The organism is Streptantibioticus cattleyicolor NRRL 8057 = DSM 46488 (genome assembly GCF_000240165.1).
Taxonomy (GTDB): Bacteria; Actinomycetota; Actinomycetes; order Streptomycetales; family Streptomycetaceae; genus Streptantibioticus; species Streptantibioticus cattleyicolor.
On sequence record NC_017586.1, the window covers coordinates 742,124 to 757,862 of the forward strand.

The window sequence follows — 15,739 nt, forward strand, 5'->3', positions numbered from 1 at the left end:
CGCGGTGCGCGGTCTCGGCGGCGGGGCGCACGTTGCGTACTGTTTTCGCGTTGATCCACCCGTGACGTCCCGTCACGCCCATCGGTCCCAAGGAGCGTCCATGAGTCATCAGGTCCGTGCCGTCGTCGCCCTGGAGAAGTCCGCACCGGTCACCGTCGAGACGATCGTGGTCCCCGATCCCGGACCGGGCGAGGCGCTGGTCCGGGTGGAGGCGTGCGGGGTGTGCCACACCGACCTGCACTACCGGGAGGGCGGTATCACCGACGACTTCCCGTTCCTGCTCGGACACGAGGCGGCGGGCCGGGTGGAGGCGGTCGGGGCGGGCGTCACCGAGGTCTCCCCCGGCGACTTCGTCATCCTCAACTGGCGTGCGGTATGCGGAAGTTGCCGCGCCTGCCGCAAGGGTGAGCCGTGGTACTGCTTCGCCACCCACAACGCCACGCAGAAGATGACGCTGACCGACGGCACCCCGCTCACCCCGGCGCTGGGCATCGGTGCCTTCGCTGAGCTGACCCTGGTGGCCGCCGGGCAGTGCACCCCGGTGGACCCGGCGGCCCCGGCCACCGCCGCCGGACTCCTCGGCTGCGGGGTGATGGCCGGGTTCGGCGCCGCGGTGAACACCGGGGGCGTCGGCCGTGGCGACTCGGTGGCGGTGATCGGCTGCGGCGGGGTCGGCACCGCGGCGATCGCCGGGGCGCGGCTGGCCGGGGCCACCACGGTGATCGCCGTCGACGTGGACCCCCGCAAGCTGGAACGGGCCGCGCGGATGGGCGCCACCCACACCGTGGACGCCAACCGTGAGGACGTGGTGGCCCGGGTACGCGAGCTGACCGGCGGCTTCGGCGCCGACGTGACGGTGGACGCGGTCGGCCGGCCGGAGACCTTCCGGCAGGCGTTCTACGCCCGCGACCTGGCCGGCACCGCGGTGCTGGTGGGGGTACCCACCCCGGATATGACGCTGGAACTGCCGCTGATCGATGTCTTCTCCCGTGGCGGTGCCGTCAAGTCCAGCTGGTACGGCGACTGCCTGCCCTCGCGTGACTTCCCGATGATCACCGATCTGTACCTCCAGGGCCGGTTCGACCTCGACGCCTTCGTCTCGGAGACCATCGCCCTGGACGACGTGGAGCGGGCCTTCGCCACCATGCGCGACGGCGACGTGCTGCGGTCGGTGGTGGTGTTGTGACGGTGGCGGCGCCGGGCGGCCCGATACCGACTTGACGGCCGGCCGCCCGACTTGGGCGCCTTGACACCGCTTCGGGGCCGCCACAACACTGGCCGGGACCTGTCGCGCACTGCGCAATACGTTGCGCAAGACGAATTCGTCATACACATCGAGGTGTCATGATGATTCCCGTGTGCCGCCTCGCGGTCCGTCCGCGCGGTGTTGTGGTTCCCGGTGGTGCGGCGTGAGATGCGTGGCCGTGGTGGGTGCGTCGCTGGCCGGGCTGTCGGCCGCGCGCAGCCTGCGCCGGCGTGGGTACGACGGGCGGCTGGTGGTGATCGGCGCCGAGCCGCACCGTCCGTACGACCGCTCGCCGCTGTCCAAGGGGTTCCTGGCCGGCACCACCGAGGCGGCCGGGCTCGCGTTGGAGGCCGACGGTGAGGAGTTGGCGGCCGAGTGGCTGCTGGGCACCGCCGCCGTCGGCCTCGACCGCCGCGACCGGGCGGTGCGCCTGGCCGACGGCCGCCGCATCCGGGCCGACAAGGTGGTGATCGCCACCGGGGCCGAACCCCGTACCCTGCCCAGCCCGGAACCGCTGGCCGGGGTGCATGTGCTGCGTACCCTGGACGACGCGGTGACGTTGCGTCAGGCGATGCGGCGCGGCGGCCGGCTGGTGGTGATCGGTGGCGGGCTGATCGGGCTGGAGGTCGCCGCCACCGCCCGGGCGCTGGGGCTGACGGTGACCGTGGTGGAGGCGGCACCCGCCCCGCTGGCCGGGCCGCTGGGTCCGCGGATGGGTTCGGTGGTGGCCGCCCTCCACGCCGACCACGGGGTACGGCTGTTGTGCGGGGCGGGGGTGCGGGCGGTGCGCGGCGCCTCCCGGGTGGAGGCGGTGGTGCTCGACGACGGCCGGCTGCTGCCCGCCGACACCGTGGTGGTGGGGATCGGCGCCCGCCCCTGTGTGCAGTGGCTGGCCGGTTCCGGGGTGGCGCTGCGCGGCGGTGTCTGCTGTGACGCCGCCGGGCGCACCAGCGTGCCCGACGTGGTGGCGGTGGGCGACTGCGCCGCCTGGTACGACCCGGCGACCGGCCGTCGGCGGCGGGACGAGTACTGGTCGTGCGCCCGGGAGCGTTCCGCGGTGGCGGTGGCCGCGTTGCTGCCGTCCGGCCCGCCTCCGCCGCGCAGGCCGCCGTACTTCTGGTCCGACCAGTACGGGGTGCGGATCCGGTTCGCCGGGGACGTGGCCGGGGCGGACGGGGTGTCGGTGGTGGAGGGCGACACCGGCAGCCGCAGTTTCGTCGCCGTCTACCGGCGGGGCGAGCGGCCGGTCGCGGTGCTGGCGATGGACCGGGCGCGGTCGTTCACCCGGTTCTGCGCGGAGCTGACGGCTGACCCGGCGGCGCGGACCCCGGAACCGGCCGGAAGCGGCGCGTAGTCCGCGGCTCAGCCGGGGTGGCCGAGCCGGTGGCCGATCTCGTCGGCGCCGTCGACCAGCAGCGGTGCCAGCAGGTGCATGCGTTCCTCGGTGAACCGGTAGCCGGGTCCGGAGGCGCTGAGCGCGGCGACCACCTCTCCGTCCCGGGAACGGATCGGCGCGGCCAGGGCGTTGAGCCCGGGTTCGAGTTCGTCGCGGGTGACGGCGTAGCCGCGGGTGCGGACGAGGGAGAGTTCGCGTTCGAGCGCCGCCGGGGCGGTGGCGGTGTGCGGGGTGAGCCGGCGCGGTCCGGCGGCGGCGAGCAGCCGGGCCCGGTGGTCGGCGGTGAGCTGGGCGAGGAGCACCTTGCCGGCGGCCGTGGCGTGCGGCGGGGTGAGCCGGCCCACCCAGTTGTGCGCGGCCACGGTGCCGGGGCCGCGCACCTCGTAGAGGTTGATCACATGGTGGGAACGGAGCACCACGAGGTTGACGGTCTCGCCGAGTTGTCCGGCGAGGCGTTCGCAGACCGGGCGGCTCTGCTGGGCGATGTCGAGCCGGGCGGTGACGGCACCGGCCAGCCGCACCAGGCCGAACCCGAGGCGGTACTTGCCGCGTTCCCCCGCCTGTTCCACCAGACCACGGCTCTCCAACGCGCCGAGCAGCCGGAACGCGGTCGACTTGTGCACCGCCAGCTCCCCCGCGACCTCGCTGACCCCGGCCTCACCGCGGCGGGCGAGGATCTCCAGCACGCTGATGGCCCGGTCGACGGACTGCACGCCGCCCGCCGACCGGTCCCCGGTGTCCACGGGCGCCGTGTCGTTCCCCATGGCGGCACTATAGGTGTGAACCACTCGCCCCCTTCACCGGTCCGCCCGGCCCAACCCGCCCTGATTCCAAGGGAGTTGATGCGCCACAGGGCGCCGGCCGCCCCGTCGGGTGGACGGGGCGGCCGGCGCCCTGCGCGGAAAGATACCGGTGGTGAATTATCCGGTCAGTACGCCGAATTGACGTTGTCGATCGAGCCGTAACGGTGGGCGGCGTAATTGCACGCGGCGGTGATGTTGGCCACCGGGTCGTAGATGTCCCACGAGGTGCCCGTGACGTGGTACGCGGTGAACGTCGGCTGGATCACCTGGAGCAGGCCCTTGGAGGGAATTCCCTTGGCCGCGTTGGAGTCGGTCAGGTTGATCGCGTGCGGATTCCCGCTGGATTCCCGCATGACGTTGCGCTTGATCCCGTTGTAGCTGCCGGGAATTCCGCGCTGCGCCATGACCGCGAGGGACTGGCGGATCCAGCCGTCGAGGTTGTCGGGGTAGACGGTGGCCTTGACCGGGGCGGCGGCCGGCGTCGTGGTGCGGGCGGCCAGCGTGGTGACCCGCAGCGCGGATCGGGTGACGGCGGGCTGGGCGGTGGCGCGCTGCTGGACGGCTGCCGCCGCCTGCTGCTGGGCGGCCTGGGCCTTGGCGGCCTCGGCGGCCTTGGCCGCGTCGGCGGCCCGCTGCCGGGCCTCGGCCGCGCGGTGCGCCCGCTGCTCGTCCCTGGCGCGGCGGCCGGCCTGGTCGGACTGGCGGGCGACGCCGTCGTGCTGGAGCTGGGCGCCGGTGGCGGGGGCCTCCCAGGCGATCGACTCGGTGGACACGGTGGCGGCCTGCTGCCGCGGCTGGGCGGAGCCCGGCGCGACGGCGAAGGCGAGCGAGGCCGCTCCGGCGACCGCGACGACGCCGGCCGCCGATATCTTGTGCGAACGCGTCCAACGGGCTCGGGCATGTCTGGGCATGGTGGGCCGTCCTCTTCCGGTGACTCGACCGCAGTCCCGAACCGAGTCGAGAAAGCGCCGCGCGCATCGAGTGCGGCGGCGCCCTGCGGGGGTGGCCAATGTTTAACGGCCGGTAAAAGCGGTTGGCAATGATGTGACCTACTACCGGCCTTCGTGAAAAGGACGTCCCGGGTCGTCCGGCGACCCTGTCGGTTTCCCGGGTTTATCGCGGAATCAGGCGTACTAGGCGGCTTCGTATGTGACCTGCGCCCTATGACCAGGGTCACGCGATCCGGCGCAACCGGAAGCGCGTCGGGGTGTTTACCGATCACGTTTCCCGGTGGTGCGGGTCAGGCGGCGCCGGGGGTCACCGCTGGAGCGACGCGCGGTCGCCCATGACGATCACCGGGTGGTCGGCCGGGTCGAGCGCCCTGAGCAGTTGCACCATGTGTTCGCCGGCGAGCGCGACGCAGCCGTGCGTGGGCCCCTGGTGGTCGACGTGCACCCAGATCCCGGAGCCGCGTCCGGCGCCGATCGGGGTGCGCGGGTCGAGCGGTGAGGTGCCGGGGACGCGGTTGTAGTCGATGGCGATCACGTAGTTGAAGGAACCGGCGAGCGGTTCGCCCTCGAACCCGGCGCCGACCGCCTGGAACGCGGAGGACTGCTCGTACGGCAGCCGGGTGCCGGGGTCGGGTTCGAGGCCGCCGGCCGCGGTGAGGGTGAAGACGCCGATGGGGCTGTGCAGGTCGCCCTCGTGGTGTTCGTCGGTCCAGCCGCGCAGCGCGTTGTGGGCGGGCCAGGTGGGGCCCTGGAGCCATACGCCGTCGTCGCCGCGGTGCCACAGGGTGGCGCTGGAGCGCCAGGAGCCGGCGCCCTCGCCGGTCACCACCAGGGCCTGCCGGGTGTCCGCCGGGATCTGCGCGCTGGTGCGGGGGCCGATGCCGGGCAGTTGGCGGGGGCGCAGGTTGGGGTCGGAGAGTGGTGCGCGCTGGCGCAGCGGACGCTCCGCGGAGCCGCCCGGGCCGCCGGGCGCCGCCGCGGCCGACGGCGCCGCGACGGAATCCGTCCCCCCCGGACTGCTCTGCAACGCGTTGGTCCCCAGCGCCCCCACCCCCAGCAACGCCAGCACCAGCAACGGCAACCGCGCTCGCCGAGGCGCCCGATGCCGCCGGACCCGCCCGCCCTGCGCTCGGGTTTGTGTTTGTGTTCGCGCTTGCGTTTGCGTTCGCAGGGTCCCCACCCCATAAGCGAGGCCGGAAGCCGGCGGACGGGACGTACCGGTCACGCCCGGGACGGAGTGGTCCGGGCGGGCGCCCTGCGGACGGGGTGCACCCGTGGCGTGGGCATGCGGCGCGGTGCCGGGGGCACCAGCGCTCCCCGGCGAGCCGGGAGCGGCCGGAGCGGAACCGGACGGACGGGTCGCACCGGTCGCACCGGGGACCGGGCGGTCCGAGCGGTTGCCCGGCACCGGGCCGGAGGCGGCAGCGCCGGTCGCCGGCGGGCGGGACGGACCGGCGCCAGCCGGGGTCCCCCCAGTCCCCGGCGAGCCAGGCGCGGCCGGGGCGGAACCCGGCAGACGGGACACACCGGTGACACCGGGCACGGAGTGGTCCGGCCGCATGCCCGACCCGGGGGTCCCGGGTGCCCCGGCGACACCCGGACCGGAGCCCATAGCGGCGCCACCGAAACCCGGCGGGCCGGACGCGCCCGTTACGTGGCCGTCCGGCGTGGCGCTAGGAGCACCCACGGTCCCCGGCGAGCCGGCAGCGACCGAGGAGGAACCCGGCAAATAGGACGCACCGGTCACACCGGGGACCGGGCGATCCGGACACACACCCGACGCGGGGCCGGAGACCCCGGAACCACCGGAACCCGGCAGGCTCGACGTCCCGGTCACGTCGGGGGTCGGACGGTCCGCGCGGGCGTCGGACGCGGTGCGAGCGCCACCGTCGGCCCCCGGCGAGTCGTCGGCGTCGTCGGCGCACCCCGGCAGGCGGGACGCACCGGTCAACGGCGACCCCGAGGCGGGGGCCGCCGCGGCACTGACGGAACCGAGCGGGCGGGACGTACCGGCCGAGCCGGACGCCGGTCGTTCCGCACGGCCGTCAGCGGCTGCGGGGGCGCCTGCGGTCCCCGGCGTCCCCGGGGCGGGGTGCGACGGGGCGCACGCCACGCCGTCGGAGGCACCCACGATCCCCGGCGACCCCGAGACAGCCGGGGCCGGGGCCTGGGCACCCGCGGGGTCCGGCGGGGCCGGGGCGGCGGCGGGGGGTGGGGAGGGCTCGTCGTGGGGGGTGGCGGGGGGATCCGGGGGTGGCGGGGGGGTCGGGTTGCCGGAGTCGCCCTGGGCCGTACGAACCGAAGGACTCACCGCGGACAACCCTCCCGATCAGCCGGGTTCCGGGCCCCCGGCACGTACCTCGCGTTCCATCCCGGACCACGCGAATGTTCACCATAAGGGCGGCTCGCCCGATCATCGGCACCACACGCCGACCTGCCCCACGGGCGGGGGCATTCGCGAAACCCACGGTGTTGACGCGGCGTCAACCCGCGTCACTGGGGCGGGGTGGCTCGGGTCCGTCGGGGCCCACGCGGACGAGTTGCTCCACCCGGACGACGCGGAAGCGGCGGCCACACACCCGTACCTCGTCGCAGCGTTCGGCGCCCAGCCGGCGCGCCGCAGCCTCGTACTCGCCGCCCGAGCCGCCGGGCAGCGCCCGTACGTAGCGGGCGAGGTGGTCGCGGGCGCTCTGCGGACCGGCGCCGGGGCAGCTCAGCGTCCGCCACCGACCGCCGGTCTCCTCGGCCACCGAGAAGCCGGTGGGCAGCAGGACGCCACCGGGGTGGGTGGCCAGCGCCCGGTCTGCGTCGGCGCGTACGTCCTCGTGGACGCGGCCGGGCGGGTGGACCAGCGGCAGCAGTTCCAGCCGGAGCAGCCCGCCGCTGGGTCCGGTGGCGGCGGCCGGGTCGATGACGAAGCCGGCGGTGCGGTCGGGCGCCCGGTGGCCCTGGCCCGCCGGGGCCCCGTCGGGGTCGGTGGGACGCGGCGGTTCGGGGCCGTCGGGGCCGGTACGGGCGTAGGCGTCGGCCCGGATGACCCGGAAGCGGTGGGCGCCGGCGGCGACCTCGTCGGCCGCGCCGCCGGCCAGTGGCTCGGCCGCCGCCGCGTAGGCCGCGCGGTCGGCCGGGGCCGCGGCGTCCTCGGCCAGCCGCAGCAGATGGGCGTGGAGCCGGCGGCGGGCGGAGCGCGCGGAGGGTTCGCCCGCCGCGATCACCCGCCAGTGGCGGCAGCCGTCGCGGTGGGCGGGGAGTTCGGCCAGCCCGAAGACCGGGCCGACCACGACGACCTCGGGGTAGGCGTCGAGCGCCCGCCACGCGTCGTCCTCGGTGACGGCCGAGACCGGGTCGCTCGCCTGCGTGATCCTGATCGTCAGATGCTCGGGCACGTCGCCGCGGCTGAAGGTCATGGCTTCATTGTGCGCACCGCGCGCTCCCCCGCCGGGGCGCCGGAGGACGGTGGCGCGGCGTTGCGCCATGCGGTGGTAGGGGCGGGTGTCGCGGGGTGGGCGCCGGGGCTCACGGGGCCGGCGCGGCCGGGGCGCGCAGCCCCAGTACGGTCTCCACGGTGTCGGCCTGGTCGGGCGTCTTGTCCTCCCGGTAGCGCAGCACCCGGGCGAACCGCAGGGTGACCCCCTCGGGGTAGCGCGGGGAACGCTGCACGCCGTCGAAGGCGACCTCCACCACCAGTTCGGGGCGGACCACGACGCCCCAGCGTTCGTCGTGCACCGTCAGCTCCTGCAGGCGCTCGGTCTGCCACTCCAGCATGGCGTCGGTGAGCCCCTTGAACGTCTTGCCGAGCATGGCGAAGGTGCCGTTGCGGCGGCGGGCGCCCAGGTGGAGGTTGGACAGCTTGCCGGTGCGCCGTCCGTGTCCCCACTCGGCGGCCAGCACCACCAGGTCGAGGGTGTGCACGGGCTTGACCTTCAGCCACGAGGCACCGCGCCGGCCCGCGCTGTACGGGGCGTCGAGCGCCTTGAGCACCACGCCCTCGTGGCCGCGGGCCAGGGTGGCCTCGGTGAACTCCTCGGCGGCGGCCCGGTCCGCGGGGGAACCCGGGTCCTCGGCGACGATGCGGCGTACCCGCAGCGGGACCGGCACCAGCGCGGCCAGTTCGGCGTGGCGATCGGCGGTGGACAGCTCCAGCAGGTCGCGGCCGTCGACGTAGAGCAGGTCGAAGAAGACCGGGAAGACCGGGAGCGCGGCCTGGGCGGAGGCCACGTCGAGCCGGGAGCCGACCCGTCCGGCGGTCTCCTGGAACGCCCGGGGGCGCCCGTCCTCGCCCAGCGCGATCACCTCGCCGTCGAGCACGGCCTGCCGCCCCGGCAACGCCCGGGCCTCGGCGACCACTTCCGGCAGCCGGTCGGTGATCTCGTCCAGGGAACGGGTGTAGACGCGTACGAGGTCCCCGTCGCGGTGCACCTGGACGCGGATGCCGTCGAGTTTCTCCTCCACCGCGCAGGGGCCGAGCCGGTCGAGGGCCTCGGCGACGTCCCGGGCGGTGTGCGCGAGCATCGGCAGCACCGGGCGGCCGACCTCCAGCCGGAAATCGGTGAGCGCCTCGGCGCCCCGGGCCAGCAACGCCTCGGCCACCGCGCCGAGCGAACCGCGCAGCATCACCGCGCGCCGCACATCGCCCGCCCCCACCCCGACGGCCGCGGCGAGCCCTTCGACGGCGAGCGCGTCGAGCGCGCCCTGCCGCAACTCCCCGGCGATCAACGCGACGAGGAACCGCTGCTCCTCCTCGGTCGCCGCGGCCAGCAACTCGTGCACCAGGCGCCGACGCTCGTGCTGGGCCCCCTGCCCGACGACCGAGGCGATCCGCCCCAACGCCAGGTGGACCTCCAGCACCGCGAGCCGCGGCTCCTCCGCCGCCGGCACCGGTTCCGACAACGTGCTCCAGCCCACCCCGATCCGCCGCTGCGGCAACCGCCCGGCCAAATACGTGATCACCACCGGCGCCTCGGACGGCTCCGCATCCCGGAAAAGACCCGACAACAACGAAATCTTCCGCGAGCGCGCACTCGTAGCCGCGACCTCACGGGACGTCCGAGCGACCTCGACGAACCGCATGTCACCCATCCTCACCCGGGCCCGAGGCACGAGGCACCCCCGGAACGCGGACCGCCGTCGCGGTATGACGCACGGCCCCGGTGCGAAGCCCGGCTCGGATGCGGAACGCGCTCGCGGCGCGAGCCGCAGTCCGAGCGCGAAGCGCGTCTTGGGCGCGGGGCGCGGCCCCGGTACGGGACGCGGTCGCGGCGCGGAGCACCGCCCTGGCGCGAGGCACGCCCGGAGCGCGCAGCCCGGCCGCGGTACGGAGCACGCTCCCGGCGCGCAGCCCGGTCCCGCCACGGGACACGGCCCCAGCACGGGACACGGCCCCGGCACCGAGCACGGCTCCGGCACGGGCCGTAGTCCCAGCGCGAAGCGCGGTCCCATCACCGGACACGGCCCCAGCACGGAGCCCGGTCCCAGCACAGGGCACGCTCCCGGCACGAAGCGCGGCTCCGGCGCCAGCCGCAGGCCCAGCGCCAAGCGCGGACCCATCACCGGACACGGCCTCGGCACCGAGCACAGCCCCGGCACGGGTCACGGCCGCGTCGCCGAGCGCAACCCTCACGCGCTCCACCGTCCCCGCGCGGAGCGCGCCCCCGGATCGGCGCGGAGCGCACCGCACTCCCCCGGGACGCTCGGTGCGGGCCGGGGGGTGGGGGGATGGGGCGGTCACCGGGGTCGGCCGGTTCTGGGGGAGTCGGGGTGGTCCTCGCCGGAGTGGCGTTGGGGGTCGGGGTCGCCGCCGGGTTCGGCGGCGGGGTTGGGGGTGATCGCCTCTCCGGCCTCGCCGCCGCGGCGGCGGCTCCAACGGCCGCTGAGCGGGTGTTGGCCGTACTCCTCCAGTTCGTTCACGATCTCGTCGAGGGCAGAGTCGTCCGGGTCGCGTTCGACGCGGTCGTTTTCCTGGCGCCCCATGGCGCGGCTCCTTCGGGTCGGTGGACAGGTCGGGCGTTCGGTCAGGCGGGGCCCCTGCCGCGCGGCGGGGGGCGGCGGACGGTTCCGGCGCGGCGCTCGCCGGCCCACCGGCAGACCACCCCGAAGGTGACCGCGACGGTGAGCACCCACAGCACCGCGAAGGCCCAGACGGCGGCGGTGGAGGCGAGCCGCACGCCGACGATGAGCAGCGACAGCGCCACCGTGCCGAGGGCCACGGCGATCTCACCTCGGCAGACCGCCCGCCACGCCGGGCGGTGGCCGGCCGGGTCCAGTGTCCGCAGCCGCCGGTCCAGGCCGGGGGCCTCTTCCTGGAGCATCTCCTCGATCTCGTGGAGTGACCGCTGTTCGCCGGGGGAGAGTCCGGGACCGTCCATCCTCACCACCTCCAGGCATCGGCGCCCAGGCCGTTCTTCCCCTGCCCTGCCGTCTGCCCCGCGGAGGGGATGTGTAACAGGTGCGGCCAGGGCGGACCGGGTGGCGTCCGGAGGGGTGAATGCCGGTGTGGCAATCGGATGATCAGGCGCGTCGCCGTGACGGACCAAGCGGGGCCGGGGACACGATGGCGCCACCCCTTCAGCTGAACCAACAGGAGATCCGGGAATGAAGAGAATCCTCACCTCCGTTGCCGTCGCCGTCGCCGGCTGTGCCGTCGCGGTCGCCGGCGCGGGTGTCGCCTCCGCCCACGACCACGGCCGGGACAAGGACCGTGGTCACGAAGAGTGCTGGGGCGGCCACGAGGACGAAGGGTACGGTGATCGCGGGTGCGGTCGTGAATACCATCACCACCACCATCACGACTTCCGCGAGTTCCGGCGCTTCGACCACAGCGGGGCGGAGGCGCAGGGCGCCGCGGTCGGCTCCCCCGGGGTGCTCTCGGGGAACACCATCCAGGTGCCGGTGAACATCCCGATCAACCTCTGCGGCGACACCATCGACGTGATCGGGTTGCTCAACCCGGCCTTCGGCAACGTGTGCGTCAACAAGTAGTCGGCGGTCGCACGTACGCGTCAGGGCACGGCGCCCCCGGGAGCACGCCTCCCGGGGGCGCCGCCGTACGGGCGCGCGTCGCGCACCGGCCGGTCAGGGGTGACGGGCCGACAGGTCTGGAACCCGTGCCGGGGCAGGCGGTGGTGGCTCCGCCCGGCACGGGTGACAGGGTGCGCCGCTCCCCTCCGACCGGCGCCCCAACAACTTGGCCTAGACCATTGCGGGACGTCAAGGGCTCCGCGGAAACGTCCGGTATCCCGGTGGTTCGTCACCCCGGCGGTGCGCCTACCGTTCCAGGACGACGGCGAGGCCCTGGCCGACGCCGATGCACAGGGCGGCCAGGCCGGTGCCGGATCCGGCGGCGGCGAGCTGGTGGGCCACGGCGCCGGTGATGCGGGCACCGGAGGCGCCGAGCGGGTGGCCGATGGCGATGGCGCCGCCGCGCGGGTTGACCGTGGCCGGGTCGAGGTCGGGCCATTCGGCCAGGCACCCCAACGCCTGCGCGGCGAACGCCTCGTTGAGTTCGAAGGTGGTCAGGTCGGCGAAGCCGCGGCCGGCCTTGGCGAGCGCGCGGCGTACCGCCTCCACCGGGCCGAGGCCGAAGTAATGGGGTTCGATGCCGGTGACGGCCGAGGCGCTGATCCGGGCGAGCGGTTCGCGGCCGGTGGCGCGCAGCCCTTCCGCGTCGGTGACGAGCAGCGCGGCGGCGCCGTCGTTGAGGGGCGAGGCGTTGCCCGCGGTGACGGTGCCGTCCTTGCGGAAGACCGGCTTGAGCTTGGCAAGCGCCTCCAGCGAGGTGTCGTCGCGGATGGTCTCGTCGCGCTGGAGGCCGGTGCCGTCGACGGGGACGACCTCGGCGTCGTAGCGGCCGTCCCGCCAGGCGCGGGCGGCCTTGTGGTGGCTGGCGAGGGCGAAGGCGTCCTGGGCCTCGCGGGTGATGGCGTGCCGGTCGGCGACGAGTTCGGCGCCCTCGCCGAGGGAGACGGTCCACTCGGCGGGCATGGCGGGGTTGACCATGCGCCAGCCGAGGGTGGTGGAGTACATCTCCTGGTGGCCGGCGGGGAAGCCGCGTTCCGGCTTGGGCAGCACCCACGGCGCGCGGCTCATCGACTCGACGCCGCCGGCGATCACGACGGAGGCGTCGCCGAGCGCCACCGCCCGGTACGCCTGGATGACCGCCTCCATGCCCGAGCCGCACAGCCGGTTGACGGTGCTGCCGGGCACCGTGACCGGCAGCCCGGCCAGCAGCACGGCCATCCGGGCCACGTCCCGGTTCTCCTCCCCCGCGCCGTTGGCGTTGCCGAGGACCACGTCGTCGACGCGGGCCGGGTCGAGGTCGGGGGTACGGGCGACGAGGGCGCGGACCACGTGGGCGGCGAGGTCGTCGGGGCGTACCCCGGACAGGGCGCCGCCGTACTTGCCGACGGGGGTGCGTACGGCGTCGACGATGTATACGTCGCGGAGGGTCATCGGGCGTCCTTTCCGGCGGCTTCGAGGGCGCGCGGGGCTGCGGGTTCGGCGGCGCGGGGTTCGGCAGTGGCCGGGTCGGGGCGCGCGACGCCGGGGCCGGTGCCGTGGCCGACGGTGGTGACGGAGTCGGTGCGGTCACCGGCCGTCGCCCCGGCGGTGTCGGCCGCGCTCAACTCCCCGGCGAGGAAGCCCGGTTCACGGACGCGGATCACCTCGTGGGCGGCGGCGGGCGGCAGACGGGTGAAGCCCTCCACCGCGACGGTGTCGCGCGGGGTACGGATGTCGGACATGGCCCTCGTACGTCTCTCGTGCGGCTTCCGGTGGCGCGGGGCGTCGCCGGACGGGACTTCGGGCTGGATGTCCCCGAGGCTTGCCTCTGCTGTGTTCGTCTGGTGAACTTTCGTTCATCATCGCGCTCGCGGCCCCGAGTCTCGCCCCGGGTCGCCGTCGTGTCAACGCCCTGGAGTGGAGATGTCCGTCCCCCCGCCGCCGCCCCGGGAGGCCGTCGGGCCGCTGGTCCGGGGGGTCGCCGTGCTGCGTGAGCTGGCGGCGGCCGGCGGGCGGAGCACGGCGGTGGAGCTGGTCCGCGCGACCGGGCTGGCGCGTTCCACCGTCGACCGGGTGGTGAGCACCCTGGAACGCGTCGGCCACCTGCGCGCCGAAGGGCGGGAGGTGGTGCTGACCCCGCGTGTGATGGAGCTGGGCAACGCCTATCTGACCGCCTCGGGCCTGCCCGATCTGCTCGGGCCGCACGCCGACCGGCTCGCCGGCGAGCTGGACGAGTCGGTCTCGCTGGCGGTGCCCGACGGCGAGCGGGTGCGCTTCGTCCACCAGGCCACCCGACGGCGCCGGATGTCGCTCGCCTTCCGGATCGGCGACGCGCTGCCGGCCGAACGCGGGGCGCCCGGCGCGCTCTTCGCCGCCGACTGGAGCGAGGAACAGTGGGCCCGCCACTCCGCCGACCTGGCCGGAGGCGACGTCCCCCCGCTGCCGCCCGCCCCGCCCGAGGCCACCGCCTCCTTCGAGGCCCGCGTCCGCGCCGCCCGTTCGGCCGGCTGGTCCGAGGACGACCAGCTGATCGAGGCCGGCCTGATCGCCCTGGCGATGCCGGTCCGGGACGCGGCCGGACGCCAGGTCTGCGCGGTCGCCGTGGTCAGCCACACCAGCCGGCACAGCGTGGCATCACTGCGCCGGGCCGTACTGCCCCGGCTGCGCGAGACGGTGACCGCGATGGAACGGACGCTCGCCACCGCCCCGCCCCGGGACGCCGGTGACGCGGCCGGTGCCACCACGGCGGGGTGGACCCGCGCCACCAAGCGGGAACTCGGCCCGGGGTTCGTCGAATCGCTCGCCCGGGGCCTGGCCGTGCTCACCGTCTTCGGCCAGGGCCACGCGGCGCTGCCGCTGACCACGCTGGCCGAGGCCGCCGGGCTGCCCCGGGCCACCGCCCGCCGCGCCCTGATCACCTTCGAGCACCTGGGGTACGTCGCCCACGACGGCCGGCTGTACCGCCCCACCGCCCGCCTGCTGGAACTCGGTTACCCCCAGCTGTCCGGGGTGACGCTGCCGCGGATCGCCCAGCCGCATCTGGCCGCGCTGGCCGCCCGGGTGCACGACTCGGCCTCCATGGCCGTGCTCGACGGCGACGACATCCGCTACGTCGCCCGGGTGCCCACGGTACGCATCATGACCGTCAACATCACCGTGGGCACCCGCTTCCCCGCCTACGCCACCGCCATGGGCCGGGTACTGCTGGCCGGTCTGCCCGCCGCCGAACGCGCCGCCCGGCTCGGCGGCACCGCGCTCCCGGCGCTCACCCCGCACACCGTCACCGACCCCGCCCGCCTCGCCACCGTCCTCGACCGCGCCGCGAACGACGGATTCGCCCTGGCGGACGAGGAGTTGGAGGAAGGACTACGGTCGATCGCGGTGCCGGTACGGGACCGGGCGGGACGCACCGTGGCCGCCGTCAACGTCTCCATGCACGCCAGCCGCCGCGGCCCCGGGCAGGCCCGCGAGGAACTGCTGCCGCCGCTGCGCGAGACGGCCGCCCGGATCGAGGCCGATCTCCACGTGGCCGCCCGGCACGCCCCCGTAGCGCTGGAGTGACGGCCGGTCCCGCCGGGGCCGTTCGCCGTGGCGTTCCCGTCCGTCGGCCCGGCGTTCACCCCCGGCGTGTTGGGTGGGACGGGGGCAGGGCGTGCCGGAGGAAGGGGTGAACGTGACGCACGAGGGGGCACCGGGGTTGGCGGCGGTGCTGTTCGACATGGACGGCACGCTGGTGGACACCGAGGGCGTGTGGTGGCGGGCGGTGGAGGCCACCGCGGCACGCCTGGGCCACCGGCTGACCGAGGCCGACGTCCCCGGCGTGCTCGGGCGTTCGGTGGACGACACCGCCGACCACCTGCTGAAGGTGACCGCCACCCCGCGTCCGCGCGCCGGGCTCGTGGCCGAACTCGGCACCAGGTTCACCGAGCTGGTGGCCGAGGAGGTGGTGCCCCGCCCCGGTGCCGTCGCGTTGCTGGACGCCCTGCGGGCCGAGGGGGTCCCGCTCGCCCTGGTCTCCGCCTCACCGCGACGCGTGGTCGACCTGGTGCTGCGCACGCTGGGCGCCGACCGGTTCGCCGTCACCGTCTCCGCCGACGACACCGCGCGCACCAAGCCGCATCCGGCGCCCTATCTCGCCGCCGCCCGGCTGCTCGGGGCGGACCCGGCCCGGTGCGTCGCCGTGGAGGACACCCCGACCGGGGTCGCCTCCGCCGAAGCGGCCGGCTGCCCGGTGCTCGCGGTCCCCTCCTCCGTCCCCGTCCCCACCGCACCCGGGCGCACGGTGCTGCCCGGGCTGGACGCGGCCGGCCCGGCGCTGCTGCGTTCCCTGGTGACGTCGGCCGGCTGA

14 protein-coding genes are annotated in these 15,739 nt (G+C 75.3%); 5 read left to right on the forward strand and 9 right to left on the reverse strand.

What is annotated here, in order from left to right; all coding sequences use genetic code 11:
* Window positions 1–100 precede the first annotated feature (100 nt).
* A complete protein-coding gene (locus SCATT_RS02985; RefSeq protein WP_014141436.1) occupies window positions 101–1,186 on the forward strand; it encodes an S-(hydroxymethyl)mycothiol dehydrogenase in 1,086 nt (361 codons plus the stop codon).
* A gap of 223 nt (window positions 1,187–1,409) precedes the next feature.
* Complete coding sequence (locus SCATT_RS02990; RefSeq protein WP_042507552.1) at window positions 1,410–2,600, forward strand: NAD(P)/FAD-dependent oxidoreductase; 1,191 nt, start codon at window positions 1,410–1,412, stop codon at window positions 2,598–2,600.
* Window positions 2,601–2,608: 8 nt separating this feature from the next.
* Here the strand turns inward: SCATT_RS02990 and SCATT_RS02995 are convergent, their stop codons facing one another.
* From SCATT_RS02995 to SCATT_RS03025, 7 genes are all read right to left on the reverse strand, one after another.
* Entirely contained in the window at window positions 2,609–3,406 is a 798-nt protein-coding gene (locus tag SCATT_RS02995) for an IclR family transcriptional regulator (protein WP_014141438.1), read from the reverse strand.
* Window positions 3,407–3,570: 164 nt separating this feature from the next.
* Window positions 3,571–4,356 (reverse strand): transglycosylase SLT domain-containing protein, encoded by a 786-nt coding sequence (locus SCATT_RS03000; RefSeq protein WP_014141439.1) that lies wholly within the window; start codon window positions 4,354–4,356, stop codon window positions 3,571–3,573.
* A gap of 346 nt (window positions 4,357–4,702) precedes the next feature.
* Window positions 4,703–5,476 (reverse strand): L,D-transpeptidase family protein, encoded by a 774-nt coding sequence (locus tag SCATT_RS03005; RefSeq protein WP_014141440.1) that lies wholly within the window; start codon window positions 5,474–5,476, stop codon window positions 4,703–4,705.
* A gap of 1,402 nt (window positions 5,477–6,878) precedes the next feature.
* Window positions 6,879–7,802: a DUF5954 family protein gene (locus SCATT_RS03010; protein ID WP_014141441.1), complete on the reverse strand. Its 924-nt coding sequence runs from the start codon at window positions 7,800–7,802 to the stop codon at window positions 6,879–6,881.
* A 109-nt stretch (window positions 7,803–7,911) separates the two neighbouring features.
* Window positions 7,912–9,465, reverse strand: coding sequence for an ATP-dependent DNA ligase (locus SCATT_RS03015; RefSeq protein WP_014141442.1), 1,554 nt, complete (start codon window positions 9,463–9,465; stop codon window positions 7,912–7,914).
* A gap of 654 nt (window positions 9,466–10,119) precedes the next feature.
* Entirely contained in the window at window positions 10,120–10,365 is a 246-nt protein-coding gene (locus SCATT_RS03020) for a hypothetical protein (RefSeq protein ID WP_014141443.1), read from the reverse strand.
* Window positions 10,366–10,406: 41 nt separating this feature from the next.
* A complete protein-coding gene (locus SCATT_RS03025) occupies window positions 10,407–10,760 on the reverse strand; it encodes a DUF3040 domain-containing protein (RefSeq protein WP_014141444.1) in 354 nt (117 codons plus the stop codon).
* A gap of 226 nt (window positions 10,761–10,986) precedes the next feature.
* Between SCATT_RS03025 and SCATT_RS40555 the strand changes: the two genes are divergently transcribed.
* Window positions 10,987–11,373 (forward strand): chaplin, encoded by a 387-nt coding sequence (locus SCATT_RS40555; protein WP_014141445.1) that lies wholly within the window; start codon window positions 10,987–10,989, stop codon window positions 11,371–11,373.
* A 285-nt stretch (window positions 11,374–11,658) separates the two neighbouring features.
* On the opposite strand, the gene SCATT_RS03035 is transcribed toward SCATT_RS40555, so the two are convergent.
* Both SCATT_RS03035 and SCATT_RS03040 read right to left on the reverse strand, forming a co-directional pair.
* Window positions 11,659–12,843, reverse strand: a complete 1,185-nt coding sequence (locus SCATT_RS03035) for a thiolase family protein (RefSeq protein ID WP_014141446.1) — start codon at window positions 12,841–12,843, stop codon at window positions 11,659–11,661.
* Window positions 12,840–13,133, reverse strand: a complete 294-nt coding sequence (locus SCATT_RS03040; protein ID WP_014141447.1) for a hypothetical protein — start codon at window positions 13,131–13,133, stop codon at window positions 12,840–12,842. Before SCATT_RS03040 ends, SCATT_RS03035 begins: the two co-directional genes overlap by 4 nt.
* 181 nt (window positions 13,134–13,314) lie before the next feature.
* On the opposite strand from SCATT_RS03040, the gene SCATT_RS03045 reads away from it, so the two are divergent.
* Both SCATT_RS03045 and SCATT_RS03050 read left to right on the forward strand, forming a co-directional pair.
* Complete coding sequence (locus tag SCATT_RS03045) at window positions 13,315–14,952, forward strand: IclR family transcriptional regulator domain-containing protein (RefSeq protein WP_014141448.1); 1,638 nt, start codon at window positions 13,315–13,317, stop codon at window positions 14,950–14,952.
* Window positions 14,953–15,064: 112 nt separating this feature from the next.
* Window positions 15,065–15,739: an HAD family hydrolase gene (locus SCATT_RS03050; protein ID WP_041825009.1), complete on the forward strand. Its 675-nt coding sequence runs from the start codon at window positions 15,065–15,067 to the stop codon at window positions 15,737–15,739.